Here is a 14,674-nt window from a genome sequence, read left to right on the forward strand (position 1 = left end):
TGCGGCTTCACCCGCCGAGTGGGCGGAAGTTCCGACCTGGGGAGGAGAGTCGGCGGGGCCGAGTGGTGCCCAGGTAGTACGGCCCTACTCGGCTTCCCGTAGGGTCCCGGCGGCCTCGGCCCGCTTGATGGCGGCGTCGCGCCTGCGGACGTAGTAGATGCCGATCAGCCCGAGGCCCGCGCCGGCCAGGCAGGTCCACACCCACCAGGCGTGTCCGCGGTCGTCGAACCAGCCGTAGAAGGGGAGCTGGACCAGGAAGAGGACGAACCAGAGGATCGTGCCGCCGATGATCGTCGGCACGATCGGGCCCTCCAGGGGCTCCGGTGCTTCGTGCTGCGGGGTCCACTTCGCCATGGGCACAGCTTACGAGGCGATCGCGGCGCGGCCGGAGGGGAGTGCGGGCGCGCCGGTCTACGCGCGGAGATAGGCATCCCGGCTCTCATATGTTCATACTGAAACTGTTTGCGTCTGTCCACTTCTCATCGTAGGAACATCCAATGTCGACCGCCCTTGACCGTTACTTCCGGATCTCGGAGCGGGGCAGCACCCTGCCCCGGGAGATCCGCGGCGGTTTCGCCACCTTCTTCGCGATGGCCTACATCATCGTGCTCAACCCGATCATCCTGGGCAGCGCGAAGGACATGTACGGGCACCAGCTCGACAACGGCCAGCTCGTCACCGCCACCTGTGTCACCGCGGCCTTCACCACGCTCCTCATGGGCGTCATCGGCAACGTGCCGATCGCGCTGGCCGCCGGTCTCGGCGTGAACTCGGTCGTCGCCCTCCAGCTGGCGCCCCGGATGTCGTGGCCGGACGCCATGGGCATGGTGGTCCTCGCGGGCTTCATCGTGATGCTGCTGGTCGCGACCGGTCTGCGTGAGCGCGTCATGAACGCGGTGCCCTTCGGCCTGCGCAAGGCCATCAGCATCGGTATCGGCCTGTTCATCATGCTGATCGGGCTCGTCGACTCCGGATTCGTCTCCCGCATCCCGGACGCCGCGCACACCACCGTCCCGCTCCAGCTCGGCGCCGACGGCCACCTCAACGGCTGGCCGGTCCTGATCTTCATCCTCGGCGCGCTGCTCACGCTCGCGCTCATCGTCCGCAAGGTCTCCGGCGCGATCCTGATCTCGATCGTCGCCATGACCGTCCTCGCGATGATCATCGACGCCGTCGCCACCATCCCGTCCTGGGGACTGACGACGCCCGAGTGGCCCGGCAACCCGGTCGCCACCCCCGACTTCGGTCTCATCGGCGAGGTCAGCCTGTTCGGCGGCTTCGACAAGGTCGGGGTGCTGACCGGCATCCTCTTCGTCTTCACCGTGCTGCTGTCGTGCTTCTTCGACGCGATGGGCACGATCATGGGCGTCAGCGACGAGGCCAAGCTGACCGACGCACAGGGCCAGATGCCCGGCATCAACAAGGTCCTCTTCGTCGACGGCCTCGCGGTCGCGGCGGGCGGCGCGAGCTCCTCGTCCGCCACCACGGCCTTCGTGGAGTCCACGGCCGGCGTCGGCGAGGGCGCCCGCACCGGCTTCGCGAACCTCGTCACCGGCGGCCTCTTCACCGTGGCGCTGTTCCTCACCCCGGTCGCCACGATGGTCCCGTCCCAGGCGGCCACCCCGGCGCTGCTCGCGGTCGGCTTCATGATCCTGGCCAACTCGGTCAGGGAGATCGACTGGGCCGACTACACGATCGCGATCCCGGCCTTCATCACGATGGTGATGATGCCGTTCACCTACTCCATCACCAACGGCATCGGCATGGGCTTCATCACCTTCGTGGTGCTGCGCCTGGCGGCAGGCCGCGGCAAGGAGATCCCGGTCGCGATGTACGTCGTCTCCGCCGTCTTCGCCTTCTACTACCTGATGCCGGCCCTCGGCCTGACCTGATCGACCGGCCTCAGGTGAGGCCGTAGAACTTCTCCGTCTCCTCGACGGCGGTCTGGAACCGTTCGTCGAAGTCGTCCCGGATGAGCGTCTGGACCACATAGTCCTGGACGCTCATTCCCCTTTTGGCCGCATGGTCCCGGAGCCGGTCGAGCAGCTCCCCGTCTATCCGCAGGCTGAGCACGCTGGTCCCCATGAGACGAGGGTCGCCGTACGGAACTGGGCGCTGTGTCACTTTCCGGAAGTGACTCACTCGTAAGGGTGATGAAGGGGTTCAGTGAGGGGAGTCACGGGCATCGGGGCGCGCCCGACTGGTCCTTAGTCAGGGTAATGAGTTAACCTAAAGAACATGCCGGACCTTACCCATGGCGACGACGTAGCCGCCGTGAACTCCCTCCGCTCCGCCGTGATGCGACTGTCACGCCGACTCAAGCACCAGCGGGTCGACGAGTCGCTGAGCCCTACCGAGATGTCGGTCCTGGGCACCCTCTCCATCTGCGGCAAGGCCACCCCGGGCGAACTCGCCCGCAAGGAGCACGTACAGCCGCCGTCGATGACCCGCATCGTGGCACTGCTGGAGGCCAAGGGCCTGGTCCGGCTTGAGCCGCACCCCGAGGACCGCCGCCAGAAGGTCGTCACGAAGACGGAGCAGGCGGAGGCGATGCTCGCCGAGAGCCGCGCCAAGCGCAACGCCTTCCTGGCCGCCCTGGTCGACGGTCTCGACGAGGACGAGTGGGCGAAACTGCGCGCCGCCGCCCCCGTGCTGGAGAAGCTCGCACACCTGTAATCCGTCTTGAGGAGGCGAACCCTTTTGAGTTCGGGACCCGGAGCAGACTCCGCCCCCGCACCGTCCACCCCGACCCTTGAGGACCCTGGCAAGTCCTCGATGTTCAGCTCGCTCAGGAACCGCAACTACCGCCTCTTCTTCCTGGGGCAGGTCGTCTCCAACACCGGTACCTGGATGCAGCGCATCGCCCAGGACTGGCTCGTCCTCAGCCTCACCGGCTCCGCGACCGCCGTCGGTGTCACGACGGCACTCCAGTTCCTGCCGATGCTCCTCTTCGGCCTCTACGGCGGCGTACTCGTCGACCGTCTCCCGAAGCGCCCCACCCTCCTGGTCACCCAGTCGGCGATGGCCCTCACCGGCCTGGCGCTCGCCTTCCTCACCCTGACCGGCCACGTCGAGGTCTGGCACGTCTACGTCGCCGCCTTCGCCGTCGGCCTCGCCACCGTCGTCGACAACCCGGCCCGGCAGACCTTCGTCTCCGAGATGGTCGGCCCCGACCAGCTCCAGAACGCCGTCAGCCTCAACTCCGCGAACTTCCAGTCGGCCCGCCTGATCGGCCCGGCCGTCGCCGGTCTGATGATCACCGGCGTCGGCACCGGCTGGGCGTTCCTGGCGAACGGCCTCAGCTTCATCGCGCCGATCGCCGGCCTGCTGCTGATGCGCGCCCGCGACCTGCACGCCGTGCATCGCGCCCCGCGCGGCAAGGGCCAGCTGCGGGAGGGGCTGCGGTATGTGGCCGGGCGCCCGGACCTGATCTGGACGATCGTGCTGGTCGGGTTTGTCAGCACCTTCGGCTTCAACTTCCCCGTCTACCTGTCCGCCTTCGCCGACGACGTCTTCCACGCCGGCGCCGGCTCCTACAGCCTCTTCAACACCGTCATGGCGATCGGCTCCCTCGCGGGCGCCCTCCTCGCCGCCCGCCGTGGCACCGCCCGGCTGCGAGTCCTCGTGGTGGGCGCGGTGGCCTTCGGCGCGCTGGAGATGGTGGCGTCCGTCGCCCCGTCCCTGTGGCTGTTCGCCCTGCTGATGATGCCGATCGGCATGTTCGGCATGACGGTCAACGTCACCGCCAACAGCAGCGTCCAGCTGAGCACCGACCCGGCCATGCGCGGCCGGGTGATGTCCCTCTACATGATGGTGTTCATGGGCGGCGCCCCGCTGGGCGCCCCGATCGCCGGCTGGATCACCGACGCGTACGGAGTGCGGGCGGGCATGGCGGTGGGCGGCGCGATCGCCGCGGCCGCCGCGATCGTCATCGGTCTGGCCCTGGCCCGGCTCGGCAACCTGCGGCTGTCGGTCGGCTGGAACCACGGCCACCCGCACGTCCGCTTCGTCCCGCGCGAGGCGGCGGAGCAGCTGGCCACGGCGGCGTAGTTGGTGCCTGCGGCTTGCTCGGGGGGTCAGACCCTCCGGGCCAGCAGCTGTCCCGGCCACCGCTGCTCGCCGACGGTGAAGGCCTCGACGCGGCTGAAGCCGTTGTTCTCGTAGTAGCGGACGAGCTTGCCGTCGTCGCCCGCGTAACAGTCCACGCGGAGCAGTCCGACCCCTTCCCGCCGGGTCTCCTCGGCGGCGTGCTCGATGAGGGCGCTCCCCGCCCCCTGGCCCTTGAAGCGGCGCTCCGAGGCCAGCCAGTGGATGTACCGCTCGGGTTCGCCGGGCGCCGGGAGATGGGCCAGATAGGCGCCGGGGGCGTCGGTGAGGCTGAGGGTGGCGGCCGGTACGCCGTCCACCTCGGCGATGTAGGTGACGCCGTCGTCCATGTACCGGGTGACGGACTCCACGGTCTTCGGGCTCTCCGACAGCGGCTTCGACCCCCACTGCCCGGTCCGCCCCTGTGCGACCAGCCACTCCACACAGCTGTCCAGCATGCCGAGTATCGCGGGGATGTCGTCGTGGTCGCCGTTCCTGATGGTGATCGCCATGACGGCAGCGTAGATCTTTGCCAAGGTGAGCGACATGAGACTTTTCGCCGCCGTGCTGCCGCCGGAGGACGTGGCCGAGGAACTCGCGGCGCGGCTGGACGGGTTGAAGCAGCTTCCGGGAGCGGGTTCGCTGCGCTGGACGGGCCGACCGGGGTGGCACTTCACGCTGGCGTTCTACGGCGAGGTCGACGACGACGTCGTACCGGAACTGTCGGCCCGGCTGGAGCGCGCGGCGGGGCGTACGGAGGCTTTCTCGCTGGGCCTGCGTCGGGGCGGGCAGTTCGGGCGGGGCCGGGCCCTGTGGATCGGGGCGGACGGCGACATGGCGGCGCTGCGGCTGCTGGCCGAGCGGGCGGAGGCGGCGGGGCGCAAGGCGGGCGTCGACATGGGGGAGCACCGGCGGTACAAGGCGCATCTGACCGTGGCGCGGAGTCGGTCGGAGGTGGATGTGCGGCCGTACGTGACGGCGCTGGCCGGCTTCGAGGGGCGGCGGTGGACCGTGGGTGAGCTGGCGCTCGTGCGGAGCAGCCTGCCGAGGTCGGGGGTGCCGGGGGAGCAGCCGCGGTATGAGGTGGTCGGTCGGTGGGGGTTCGGGGCGGCCGGTTAGGCTCGGGGGTGTGGACCCGAAGACCCGGAACCGGATCATGGCCGTTGTGCTGGTGCTGATGTTTGGCGTTGTCGCGTTGGCGGCGGCGCTCGGTAAGTAGTGCGGGGCGGGGGACTGCGGCCGGTGGCTTGGCTGCGGGTTGTATGTGGCTGGTCGCGCAGTTCCCCGCGCCCCTGAGGGGCGTTTGCCCTGGGCGGTACTACCAGGCGAAGGCTTCCGGGGAGGGCCCTGGGCCCGGGAAGATCTCGTTGAGGTCGGTCAGGAGTTCTTCGCTCAGTTCCAGCTCTGTGGCGCGGATCGCTGAGGCGAGCTGGTCCGCGGTGCGCGGGCCGACGATCGGGCCCGTGACGCCGGGGCGGGTGAGGAGCCAGGCCAGGGCCGTCTCGCCGGGTTCCAGGCCATGCTTGTCGAGGAGATCCTCGTACGACTGGATCTGCGCGCGCACGGCCGGATTGGTGAGCGCCTCCGCCGTACGGCCGGACGTGCGGCGGCCGCCCGCGACCTCCTTCTTGATGACCCCGCCCAGCATCCCGCCGTGCAGCGGCGACCAGGGGATCACGCCGAGGCCGTACTCCTGGGCGGCCGGGATGACCTCCATCTCGGCGCGGCGCTCGAAGAGGTTGTAGAGGCACTGCTCGCTGACGAGGCCGATGGTGCCGCCACGGCGGGCGGCGATCTCGTTGGCCTGGGCGATCTTGTAACCCGGGAAGTTGGAGGAACCCGCGTAGAGGATCTTGCCCTGCTGGATCAGGACGTCGATCGCTTGCCAGATCTCCTCGAAGGGGGTGGCACGGTCGACGTGGTGGAACTGGTAGACGTCGATGTGATCGGTCTGGAGGCGCTTCAGCGACGCGTCGACGGCCCGGCGGATGTTCAGCGCCGAGAGCTTGTCGTGGTTGGGCCAGGCCTCGCCGTCGGCGGCCATGTTGCCGTAGACCTTGGTGGCGAGGACGGTGGCGTCGCGGTGGGCGGGGTTCTTGGCGAACCAGTTGCCGATGATCTCTTCGGTACGGCCCTTGTTCTCGCCCCAGCCGTAGACATTGGCGGTATCGAAGAAGTTGATGCCCGCGTTCAGCGCCGCGTCCATGATGGCGTGGCTGTCGGCTTCGTCTGTCTGCGGGCCGAAGTTCATGGTGCCGAGGACGAGCCGGCTGACCTTGAGTCCCGTGCGTCCGAGCTGCGTGTACTTCATGTCCACTTAGCCAACGTGGTGGAGTGCGCTCTAGGCAAGCGACTTCAGGAAGGTGGACCAGGTGGCGGGGGTGAGGTGGAGGTGGGGGGCGTGGGGTTCGGGGGTTTTTGAGTCGCGGAGGTGGATGGTGGTGGGGGTGAGGGCCACTTCGAGGCACTCGCCGCCCTGGCCGCTGCTGTAGCTGCTCTTGAACCAGTTCAGGTCCGTGCTCATAGGCTGCCTGCCACCTCGCTGATCAACTGAGCGGACTCCCCGGGATTGAGGGCCTGCGCTCGCAGAATGCCATACCGTGCGAACATCTGGCCCAGCTCCGGCTGTTGGCTGACGAAGTAGCCGTTGTTGGGGCCCTCGACGTAGGTGATGCGCTCGGGTTCGTCGGTCTCCAGCAGGATCATGGGGCCGTCGAGACCGGCGTGGTCCTCGCGGTGGGTCGGCATCACCTGGATCTCGATGTTGCGGCGCCTGCCGACGTCGAGGATGTGGCCCAACTGCTCCTTGAGTACCTGGTCGCCGCCGAGCGGGCGCCTGAGGATGTGCTCCTCCAGCACGAAGGCGACTACCGGGGTGGGCTTGCGTTCCAAGACCTGTTGCCGGTCGAGGCGGGCGGTGAGCCGGGCCTCGATCTCCTCGTCGTCCAGGGACGGACGGTGAACCTCGAAGGTGGCCCGTGCGTAGTGCTGCGTCTGGAGCAGGCCCGGGATCACGTGGTTGGCGTACATGTAGATCGCGCCGGCCCTCGCCTCCAGCGCCGCGTAGTCCTCGAACCAGGACGGGAACCTGCTGACCCTCAGCTTCATCCCAGCCGCGATCAGTGCACCTTGTGCACCCAGCGCCTCGTCCGCGATCTCGATCAGCTGGCCCTTGGGTGCCCGCTCGCCCCTTTCCACCATGGCCACTTGGGACTTGGAGTACCCGACGCGATGGGCGAGCGACTCCTGTGTCATCCCGGCCCGCTCCCGGAAGAACCTCAGCAACGAGCCGAACATCTCCAGGTTCCCCGACCCTTGATCACCTGCGTGCACAACCGCCTCCCCAAGTGCACAGCCCTGCACCACCCTTGAGTACCCCTGGTCACAGTATGTGAGCGCCCGCCACGATTTGCGGCATGGACGAGAGAATCTCCGCCCCCTGGATCCCGCGCTGGATTCCCGACGTCGGTCACGCACTACGCCTCGCCGGCGTGCACTTCGATGCCGTCCGTATGCGGGAACCGCTGGCCGAGCGCGTCACCTCCGAGCTGCTGCGCTATACGGACTTTGACGCGGGCCCGATCGTCAGGGAGTCGACCGGCGACCGGAACATGTACTTCCTGTTGCCCCCGCAAACCGGCGGCGCCTATGCCTGGCCGCCGGGCGTACGGGTGCTGACGCGCAGTCACGGCGCGATGGCCTACGTGGGCGTACCCGCGCTCACCGGGGTCACCTGGCCCCTGGGGTGGCGGTCGGCGCCGTCGGCCGGGGTGCCGTTCGTGGCGGGGGAGTTGCTGTGGGAGGTGGGGTGTCGACTTAGTCCCGGGGGAAGTCGTCGGTTTTGAGGGTGAGGTCGATGACGGTGCCGGTCAGATCGATCTCGCCGCCGAAGTCGACTCTCGTCTCCGTGGTGTAGGCGCCGTCCTTGGGATGGGTGTAGACGTGGCACCGGCCCTGGTAGGGGTCGGCGATGAGGTAGAGGGGGACCTCGGCTACCGCGTAGGCGGTCTTCTTGGGGTCGTAGTCGTTGGCGGCCGTGCCCTTGGAGATGACCTCGGCGACGAACACGACGTCCTGCCAGCGCCAGTGACCCGTGTCGTCCTGCTTCGCGGAGTCCTTGAGTAGGGCGACATCCGGGCAGAATCCGTTCTCGTGACCCGGGAAGTCGATGCGGACGTCCGAGAACACCTTGACCCCCCTGCCGAACCGGTCCTCAAGAGCCCAAAGGAACCTGCGAATGATCTCCCAGTGAGCGCTCCGCTGCGGCGTCATGTGAACGTTGCCCCCGACGATCTCGACCCTGAATCCTTCGGGGACGGGCATCCGCTCCAGCCGCTCGAACCACTCGTCCAAGCGCTCGGTGTTGGCGTCGGCGTCGGCCATCTCGATCCTGTCTTCGAGGACGGTCATCGTGGCGCTCCTCCCCGGCTGCCCCACGGACAGGTGCAGCCGCGCAGTACAACGATACGCACGGTGATCGAGGTACGCCGATATTCAGTCAGTCTGTTCCGGCCTCGTACGTCTGTCCCCATCCCCACGCCTGGTACATCGCCTCCGCGAACGCCCCCGCGATCTTGTGCTCACCGTCGGCGTTCGGATGCGTCCCGTCATACGTGTCCACGGAGAAGTCGTACGACTCCGGCGGCGACGCCAGCAGCAGCGGCGAGCGGGGCTCATCCAGGTCGGCGACCGCCTTGGCGAGCAGCTCGTTGAAGAGGGTGACCTGGGCCGCGAAGTCGGCGTCCTCCTCGACGCGGACGTTCGTGAGGACGGGGAGGACGACCATGCGGACGCGCGGGTTGGCCTCCCTGGCGGCGGCGACAAAGCTGCGCGCGTTCTCCGCCGTCTGCTCCGCGTTCGTATAGAAGCCCAGGTCGATCAGGCCGAGCGAGACGAGCAACACATTTGCCCGGCACGACCGCACCGCCTCCCCGATCAGCGGCGTCATGTGCAGCCAGCCCTCGCCCCAGCCGGCCAGGTGGGCGCTGGGGAAGTCGGGGTCGGCGTACTCGTACGACGTCGGCGCGTCCATCGCCTTGTCGTGCAGGGTCTCGCGCGGGCCCACCACGGCGAACGGGCCGCCGTACGTATCGCGCAGGTGCTGCCACATCCGGTAACGCCATGTGTGTTCGCCCGCGCTTCCGATCGTCATGGAGTCGCCGACGGGCATGAACCTGAGCATCCGCTCATGATGAACGATCACGGCGCGAGGCGGGGTGTGACAGTCACCACGTGATCGCCGTCCCTCCCCCTCCAGGGATGGCAAGCTTGGCCGCATGCGTGCGCTACTGGGTGTCGTCGGAGCCTCCGCCCTGCTCCTTCTCACGGGCGCGGCCCCCGCCGCCGTCGCCGCCGACGGGGACGGCAAGGGTGACAAGGACTTCACCATCGAGGACTCCCGCATCACCGAGTCCAGCGGCCTCGCCGCCTCCCACCAGCACCCCGGCATCTACTGGACCCACAACGACCAGGACACCGGCAGCTATATCTACGCCGTCGACAGCAGCACCGGGAAGACCGTCGCCCGCGTCACCCTCGCCGGGGTCGGGCAGCAGCGGGACGTCGAGGCCATCGCCATCGGGCCCGACAACCAGATCTACGTCGGGGACATCGGCGACAACGACGGGGTGAGCTGGCCGTACGTCTGGATCTATCAGCTTCCCGAGCCGAAGAACCTCACCGACCAGACCATCCGCGCCAAGCAGTACGTCGTGAAGTACACCGACGGCTCCCGGGACGCCGAGTCGATGATCGTCCATCCCAAGACCGGGCGCGTCTACATCATCGACAAGCAGGAGGACGGCGGGCATCTGTATGAAGGGCCCGCCCAGCTCTCCACAGCCGGCACCAACGTCTTCAAGCCCGTCCAGCCCGTCGACCTCTGGGCCACCGACGCGGCCTTCTCGCCGGACGGTCAACAGCTCGCCGTACGAGGGTACTTCGGCGGCATCTGGTACGACTGGAACGGCGGCGACCTGAAGCGGAAGGGGCGGCTGAGCGTGCCCCTCGGTCAGGGGGAGTCCGTCACCTACTCCGCGGACGGCACGAAGCTCATGCTCGGGAGTGAGGGTGAGGGGAGTGAAGTGGTGGCGCAGGACGCGCCTGGTGACGGCGGATCGTCCAAGTCGCCTTCGGGTGGCGGTAGTTCGGCCTCAGGCGATGGGGATGGCGGCGGCAACGGCACCGTCAAGGTCGGCGCCCTCGCCGTCGCGGCTGTCGTCGCCGTCGTCCTCGGGTTCCGGAGGCTGCTGCGCCCGCGACGGTGAACCGTCGTTGCGTCCGATGTCTTGACGTGCCCATGTGGCTTGACTTCCATAAGAGGTGCGGGTGTGGGAGCGCTCCCACTCGGTTCCGGGCCCGTATCCCCTAGAGAAGGCAGCGACATGTTCCGCACCTTGCGAAGAGCGCTGTGCGCGGCGGCGCTTCTGTTACCGCTTCTGGTCGGTGTGCAGCCCGCGGCCCAGGCGGCCGCGGCCGACGCCGGTGCCGGGTACTGGCACACCAGCGGGCGGCAGATCCTGGACGCCAACGGGCAGGCCGTCCGGGTCGCCGGGATCAACTGGTTCGGCTTCGAGACCGGCAACTACGTCGTCCACGGGCTCTGGTCCCGCGACTACAAGTCCATGATCGACCAGATGAAATCGCTGGGCTACAACACCATCCGTATCCCGTACAGCGACGACATCTTCAAGTCGGGGACCGTCCCCGCCAGCATCGACTTCAGCGGCGGCAAGAACGCCGACCTCCAAGGGCTCAACTCCCTCGGTGTGCTGGACAAGATCGTCGCGTACGCCGGTCAGGACGGGCTCAAGGTCATCCTCGACCGGCATCGCCCGGACGCCGGTGGCCAGTCCGCGCTCTGGTACACGAGCGCCGTGCCGGAGTCGACCTGGATCGCCAACCTCAAGGCCCTGGCCACCCGTTATCTCGGCAAGGACACCGTCGTCGGCATCGACCTGCACAACGAGCCCCACGACCCCGCCTGTTGGGGCTGCGGCGACACGGCGACCGACTGGCGGCTCGCCGCCCAGCGGGCCGGCAACGCGGTGCTCTCCGTCAATCCCGACCTGCTGATCTTCGTCGAGGGCGTGCAGACCTTCAACGGTGTCTCCGGCTGGTGGGGCGGCAACCTGATGGGCGTCGGCCAGTACCCGGTGAACCTGAACGTCGCCAACCGGGTCGTCTACTCCGCCCACGACTACGCCACGAGCGTCGCCCAGCAGAGCTGGTTCAGCGATCCGTCCTTCCCCGCGAACATGCCGGGGATCTGGGACAAGTACTGGGGTTACATCTTCAAGCAGAACATCGCCCCGGTGTGGGTGGGCGAGTTCGGGACGACGCTCCAGTCGACCGTGGACCAGAAGTGGCTGGCGGCGCTGGTCTCGTATCTGCGGCCGACCTCGACCTACGGGTCGGACTCCTTCCACTGGACCTTCTGGTCGTGGAACCCCAACTCCGGTGACACGGGCGGAATCCTGAAGGACGACTGGCAGACCGTGGACACGGTGAAGGACGGGTATCTGGCGAGCATCAAGGCGCCGGGCTTCCCGAGTGGCGGGGGCGGTCCCACCGACCCCGGCGATCCGGGCGGGGGCACCGCGGCCTGCACCGCCGCCTACACCGTCAGCAGTGACTGGGGCAGTGGCTTCAACGCCGAGGTGAAGGTCACCAACTCCGGTACCACCGCGATCGGTTCCTGGAAGGTGACCTGGACCTGGAGTGGGTCCCAGAAGGTCACCAACATGTGGAACGCGTCCTACACCCAGTCCGGGGCGACGGTCACCGCGACCAACGCCGCGCACAACGGGGCGGTGGCCGTGGGCGGTTCGGCGAGCTTCGGGTTCGGCGGGGCACCCGGGGGCGGGGGTGTGCCGACGGTGAGCTGCACGGCGAGCTGAGCCGTGGGGCGCCCGGCGCGGGGTGTGCCGGGCGCCCTCACCGTCGTACGGGATGAGGGTCGGGGTCGGTCTCGGCGCGTTCGTCGAACTCCTGGCGGGCCGCCCGGATGGTGTCGATGTTGGCCTGCGACCAGTCGGTGATGTGCTGGATCAGGGTGCCCACCTCCCGGCCGAGGGCGGTGAGTTGGTACTCCACGCGTGGCGGGATGGTCGGGTAGACCGTGCGGGCCAGCAGGCCCTCGCGTTCCAGGGAGCGCAGGGTCGAGGTCAGGACCTTCTGGGTCACGCCGTCCAGGCGGCGGCGCAGCTCGGTGAAGCGCATCGGGCGGCCGTCCTCCAGAGCCACCAGTACCAGCATGGTCCACTTGCTCGCGATCACCTCCAGCACGGCGCGGGTGGGGCAGTCGCGCAGGAAGACGTCCACGCCGCCGTGTTCTCTGAGGTCGAAGCCGGTATCCATGAGGAACCTCGATATCAGACAAGTGCCTTCTTCTGCACGGGGATCCGTGCGCACAGGATGGAGCGCATGAACCGTATGCACGCCATCGTCCAGTCCGCGTTCGGCGGCCCCGAGGTACTGACGTATGCCGAGACCGACGTGCCCGAGCCCGGGCCCGGTGAGGTGCTCGTGCGGGTCGGGGGTGCCGGAGTGAACCCCGGGGACACGGTGTTGCGGTCCGGGCGGGTGCCGGAGCTGGTGACCCTGCCGTGGACGCCGGGGAACGACGTTGCCGGGGTCGTGGCGGGCGTGGGGCCCGGGGTGAGCCGGTTCGGGGTGGGGGACGAGGTGTACGGGCTGCTGCCGCTCTCCCCGCGCGGGGCGTACGCCGAGTACACCGCCGTACCGGCCGCCGTGCTGGCCCCGAAGCCCGAGAACCTCGACCTGCCACAGGCCGCCGCCGTGCCGCTGGTCGCGGTCACCGCCTGGACGGCCCTGTCCGTGCTGGCCCGGGTGCGGCCCGGCGACCGGGTGCTGATCCACGCGGCGGCCGGCGGGGTGGGGCATGTCGCGGTGCAGCTGGCCAAGGAGCTGGGCGCGTACGTCATCGGTACGGCACGGGAGGCCAAGCACGCATGGCTGCGGGAGCTCGGCGCCGACGAGGTGATCGACTACACGGCCGTGGACTTCCGGGACGCGGTGGCGCCGGTGGACGTGGTCCTTGACCTGGTCGGGGGCGCGTACGGGGAGCGTTCGCTGGAGGTGCTGCGGCCGGGCGGGCTGCTCGTGGGGGCGGCGATCGACCCGGGGGTCGATGAGGGGCGGGCCGCCGAGCGCGGGCTGCGCTATGTGTGGGTGACTGCCGAACCCTCCGGTGAGCTGCTGGCCGGGATCACCGAGCGGATCGAGGCGGGGCGGCTCAGGGTGAGTGTCGAGCGGAGCTATCCGCTGGCGGAGGCGGCCGACGCCCACCGGGCGATCGAGGAGAAGCGGACGACCGGCAAGCTCGTGCTGGTGCCGTGAGGACGGACGAGGGCGCCCGGCTTCGTGCCGGGCGCCCTCGTCGTCGTCTCGCTTCGGACGGTTACAGCTTCTCGATCACGTAGTCGATGCACCGCGTCAGCGCCTCGACGTCCGCCGGGTCGATCGCCGGGAACATCGCGACGCGGAGCTGGTTGCGGCCGAGCTTGCGGTAGGGCTCGGTGTCGACGATGCCGTTGGCGCGCAGGACCTTGGCGATCGCGGCCGCGTCGATCTCGTCGGCGAAGTCGATCGTGCCGATGACCTGCGAGCGCTTGGCGGCGTCGGTGACGAACGGCGTCGCGTGCTTCGACTCCTCCGCCCAGGTGTACAGACGGGTGGACGAGTCCTTCGTACGGGCCGTCGACCACGCCAGGCCGCCCTGGCCGTTGATCCACTCCAGCTGCTGGTTCAACAGGAAGAGGGTGGCGAGGGCCGGGGTGTTGTACGTCTGGTTCTTACGGGAGTTGTCGATCGCGGTGGGCAGCGAGAAGAACTCCGGAATGTGGCGGCCGGACGCGTGGACGCGCTCGGCGCGCTCGATCGCGGCCGGGGAGAAGACGCCGATCCACAGGCCGCCGTCGGAGGCGAAGGACTTCTGCGGGGCGAAGTAGTAGACGTCGGTCTCGGCGATGTCGACCGGGAGGCCGCCGGCGCCGGAGGTGGCGTCGACCAGGACCAGCGAGCCCTCGTCGGCACCGGCCACGCGCTTGATCGGGGCGGCGACACCTGTCGAGGTCTCGTTGTGGGTGAAGGCGTAGACGTCCACGCCCGCCTCGGCCTGCGGCACCGGGTGCGTGCCCGGGTCGGAGGCGATGACGGTGGGCTCGGCCAGCCACGGGGCGAGCTTGGCCGCCTTGGCGAACTTCGAGCTGAACTCGCCGAAGTTCAGGTGCTGCGACTTGTTCTCGATCAGACCGTGGGTCGCGACGTCCCAGAACGCGGTGGAGCCGCCGTTGCCGAGGATCACCTCGTAGCCCTCGGGGAGCGAGAACAGCTCGGAGATCCCCTCGCGCACCTTGCCGACCAGGTTCTTGACCGGGGCCTGGCGGTGGGAGGTGCCGAGCAGGGAGGTACCGGTCGCGGCGAGGGCGTCCAGCGCCTCGACACGCACCTTGGAGGGGCCCGCGCCGAAACGTCCGTCGGCGGGCTTGATGTCAGCGGGAATCTGGATCTCAGCCACGAGCCGGAGGGTATCCCCTCGGCGAAACGGGATGGAAACCCGTCCGTT

The 14,674-nt window shown here is 68.8% G+C and carries 18 protein-coding genes; 8 read left to right on the plus strand and 10 right to left on the minus strand.

Annotated features, from left to right (window positions below; translation table 11 throughout):
* Positions 1 to 84: 84 nt before the first annotated feature.
* Positions 85 to 354: a DUF2530 domain-containing protein gene (locus OG885_RS25465; protein ID WP_097265608.1), complete on the minus strand. Its 270-nt coding sequence runs from the start codon at positions 352 to 354 to the stop codon at positions 85 to 87.
* Between the two features lie 143 nt (positions 355 to 497).
* Here OG885_RS25465 and OG885_RS25470 point away from each other — a divergent pair, with 143 nt between their 5' ends.
* Positions 498 to 1,892, plus strand: a complete 1,395-nt coding sequence (locus tag OG885_RS25470) for an NCS2 family permease (RefSeq protein WP_405735350.1) — start codon at positions 498 to 500, stop codon at positions 1,890 to 1,892.
* 10 nt (positions 1,893 to 1,902) lie between these two features.
* Here the strand turns inward: OG885_RS25470 and OG885_RS25475 are convergent, their stop codons facing one another.
* Positions 1,903 to 2,085 (minus strand): ribbon-helix-helix protein, CopG family, encoded by a 183-nt coding sequence (locus OG885_RS25475; RefSeq protein WP_266399294.1) that lies wholly within the window; start codon positions 2,083 to 2,085, stop codon positions 1,903 to 1,905.
* A gap of 153 nt (positions 2,086 to 2,238) precedes the next feature.
* On the opposite strand from OG885_RS25475, the gene OG885_RS25480 reads away from it, so the two are divergent.
* Together OG885_RS25480 and OG885_RS25485 are read left to right on the plus strand one after the other, a co-directional pair.
* Entirely contained in the window at positions 2,239 to 2,676 is a 438-nt protein-coding gene (locus OG885_RS25480) for a MarR family transcriptional regulator (protein ID WP_329337819.1), read from the plus strand.
* A 24-nt stretch (positions 2,677 to 2,700) separates the two neighbouring features.
* On the plus strand, positions 2,701 to 4,050 hold the full coding sequence (locus OG885_RS25485; RefSeq protein WP_399962895.1) for an MFS transporter: 1,350 nt from the start codon (positions 2,701 to 2,703) through the stop codon (positions 4,048 to 4,050).
* A 26-nt stretch (positions 4,051 to 4,076) separates the two neighbouring features.
* Here the strand turns inward: OG885_RS25485 and OG885_RS25490 are convergent, their stop codons facing one another.
* Positions 4,077 to 4,598, minus strand: a complete 522-nt coding sequence (locus OG885_RS25490; RefSeq protein WP_405735354.1) for a GNAT family N-acetyltransferase — start codon at positions 4,596 to 4,598, stop codon at positions 4,077 to 4,079.
* A 34-nt stretch (positions 4,599 to 4,632) separates the two neighbouring features.
* On the opposite strand from OG885_RS25490, the gene thpR reads away from it, so the two are divergent.
* On the plus strand, positions 4,633 to 5,205 hold the full coding sequence (thpR, locus tag OG885_RS25495) for an RNA 2',3'-cyclic phosphodiesterase (protein ID WP_405735357.1): 573 nt from the start codon (positions 4,633 to 4,635) through the stop codon (positions 5,203 to 5,205).
* A 199-nt stretch (positions 5,206 to 5,404) separates the two neighbouring features.
* Here thpR and OG885_RS25500 read toward each other — a convergent pair whose 3' ends face one another.
* From OG885_RS25500 to OG885_RS25510, 3 genes are read right to left on the minus strand one after another with little or no spacing between them, the layout of a single operon-like run.
* On the minus strand, positions 5,405 to 6,397 hold the full coding sequence (locus tag OG885_RS25500; RefSeq protein WP_329337827.1) for an aldo/keto reductase: 993 nt from the start codon (positions 6,395 to 6,397) through the stop codon (positions 5,405 to 5,407).
* 30 nt (positions 6,398 to 6,427) lie between these two features.
* Positions 6,428 to 6,610 carry a DUF397 domain-containing protein gene (locus OG885_RS25505; protein ID WP_405735361.1) on the minus strand — a complete coding sequence of 61 codons (183 nt, stop codon included), beginning with the start codon at positions 6,608 to 6,610 and terminating at the stop codon, positions 6,428 to 6,430.
* Entirely contained in the window at positions 6,607 to 7,419 is an 813-nt protein-coding gene (locus OG885_RS25510; RefSeq protein WP_405735363.1) for a Scr1 family TA system antitoxin-like transcriptional regulator, read from the minus strand. Before OG885_RS25510 ends, OG885_RS25505 begins: the two co-directional genes overlap by 4 nt.
* 83 nt (positions 7,420 to 7,502) lie before the next feature.
* Here OG885_RS25510 and OG885_RS25515 point away from each other — a divergent pair, with 83 nt between their 5' ends.
* A complete protein-coding gene (locus OG885_RS25515; protein ID WP_405735366.1) occupies positions 7,503 to 7,931 on the plus strand; it encodes a hypothetical protein in 429 nt (142 codons plus the stop codon).
* Here the strand turns inward: OG885_RS25515 and OG885_RS25520 are convergent.
* Entirely contained in the window at positions 7,903 to 8,496 is a 594-nt protein-coding gene (locus OG885_RS25520) for a Uma2 family endonuclease (protein ID WP_405735368.1), read from the minus strand. The two genes, OG885_RS25515 and OG885_RS25520, sit on opposite strands and share 29 nt — an antisense overlap.
* Before the next feature lie 88 nt (positions 8,497 to 8,584).
* Entirely contained in the window at positions 8,585 to 9,268 is a 684-nt protein-coding gene (locus tag OG885_RS25525; protein ID WP_405735371.1) for an SGNH/GDSL hydrolase family protein, read from the minus strand.
* Positions 9,269 to 9,362: 94 nt separating this feature from the next.
* Here OG885_RS25525 and OG885_RS25530 point away from each other — a divergent pair, with 94 nt between their 5' ends.
* Both OG885_RS25530 and OG885_RS25535 read left to right on the plus strand, forming a co-directional pair.
* The gene (locus tag OG885_RS25530; protein WP_405735374.1) at positions 9,363 to 10,352 is read left to right on the plus strand and encodes a WD40 repeat domain-containing protein; all 990 of its coding nucleotides are present in this window, start codon (positions 9,363 to 9,365) and stop codon (positions 10,350 to 10,352) included.
* Positions 10,353 to 10,469: 117 nt separating this feature from the next.
* A complete protein-coding gene (locus tag OG885_RS25535) occupies positions 10,470 to 11,984 on the plus strand; it encodes a cellulase family glycosylhydrolase (RefSeq protein WP_405735376.1) in 1,515 nt (504 codons plus the stop codon).
* A gap of 37 nt (positions 11,985 to 12,021) precedes the next feature.
* Here OG885_RS25535 and OG885_RS25540 read toward each other — a convergent pair whose 3' ends face one another.
* The gene (locus OG885_RS25540) at positions 12,022 to 12,444 is read right to left on the minus strand and encodes a winged helix-turn-helix transcriptional regulator (protein ID WP_405735379.1); all 423 of its coding nucleotides are present in this window, start codon (positions 12,442 to 12,444) and stop codon (positions 12,022 to 12,024) included.
* Between the two features lie 66 nt (positions 12,445 to 12,510).
* Between OG885_RS25540 and OG885_RS25545 the strand changes: the two genes are divergently transcribed.
* A complete protein-coding gene (locus OG885_RS25545; protein WP_405735382.1) occupies positions 12,511 to 13,446 on the plus strand; it encodes an NADP-dependent oxidoreductase in 936 nt (311 codons plus the stop codon).
* A gap of 61 nt (positions 13,447 to 13,507) precedes the next feature.
* Here the strand turns inward: OG885_RS25545 and serC are convergent, their stop codons facing one another.
* Positions 13,508 to 14,626 carry a phosphoserine transaminase gene (serC, locus tag OG885_RS25550; RefSeq protein WP_405735385.1) on the minus strand — a complete coding sequence of 373 codons (1,119 nt, stop codon included), beginning with the start codon at positions 14,624 to 14,626 and terminating at the stop codon, positions 13,508 to 13,510.
* Between the last annotated feature and the right edge of the window lie 48 nt (positions 14,627 to 14,674).

Source organism: Streptomyces sp. NBC_00028 (assembly GCF_045041065.1).
Taxonomy (GTDB): domain Bacteria; phylum Actinomycetota; class Actinomycetes; order Streptomycetales; family Streptomycetaceae; genus Streptomyces.

Coding starts and splice junctions, on each gene's coding strand:
- OG885_RS25465 (WP_097265608.1), bottom strand. CDS start 354: ATGGCGAAGTGGACCCCGCAGCACGAAGCACCGGAGCCCCTGGAGGGC.
- OG885_RS25470 (WP_405735350.1), top strand. CDS start 498: ATGTCGACCGCCCTTGACCGTTACTTCCGGATCTCGGAGCGGGGCAGC.
- OG885_RS25475 (WP_266399294.1), bottom strand. CDS start 2,085: ATGGGGACCAGCGTGCTCAGCCTGCGGATAGACGGGGAGCTGCTCGAC.
- OG885_RS25480 (WP_329337819.1), top strand. CDS start 2,239: ATGCCGGACCTTACCCATGGCGACGACGTAGCCGCCGTGAACTCCCTC.
- OG885_RS25490 (WP_405735354.1), bottom strand. CDS start 4,598: ATGGCGATCACCATCAGGAACGGCGACCACGACGACATCCCCGCGATA.
- thpR (WP_405735357.1), top strand. CDS start 4,633: ATGAGACTTTTCGCCGCCGTGCTGCCGCCGGAGGACGTGGCCGAGGAA.
- OG885_RS25500 (WP_329337827.1), bottom strand. CDS start 6,397: ATGAAGTACACGCAGCTCGGACGCACGGGACTCAAGGTCAGCCGGCTC.
- OG885_RS25505 (WP_405735361.1), bottom strand. CDS start 6,610: ATGAGCACGGACCTGAACTGGTTCAAGAGCAGCTACAGCAGCGGCCAG.
- OG885_RS25515 (WP_405735366.1), top strand. CDS start 7,503: ATGGACGAGAGAATCTCCGCCCCCTGGATCCCGCGCTGGATTCCCGAC.
- OG885_RS25520 (WP_405735368.1), bottom strand. CDS start 8,496: ATGACCGTCCTCGAAGACAGGATCGAGATGGCCGACGCCGACGCCAAC.
- OG885_RS25525 (WP_405735371.1), bottom strand. CDS start 9,268: ATGCTCAGGTTCATGCCCGTCGGCGACTCCATGACGATCGGAAGCGCG.
- OG885_RS25530 (WP_405735374.1), top strand. CDS start 9,363: ATGCGTGCGCTACTGGGTGTCGTCGGAGCCTCCGCCCTGCTCCTTCTC.
- OG885_RS25535 (WP_405735376.1), top strand. CDS start 10,470: ATGTTCCGCACCTTGCGAAGAGCGCTGTGCGCGGCGGCGCTTCTGTTA.
- OG885_RS25540 (WP_405735379.1), bottom strand. CDS start 12,444: ATGGATACCGGCTTCGACCTCAGAGAACACGGCGGCGTGGACGTCTTC.
- OG885_RS25545 (WP_405735382.1), top strand. CDS start 12,511: ATGAACCGTATGCACGCCATCGTCCAGTCCGCGTTCGGCGGCCCCGAG.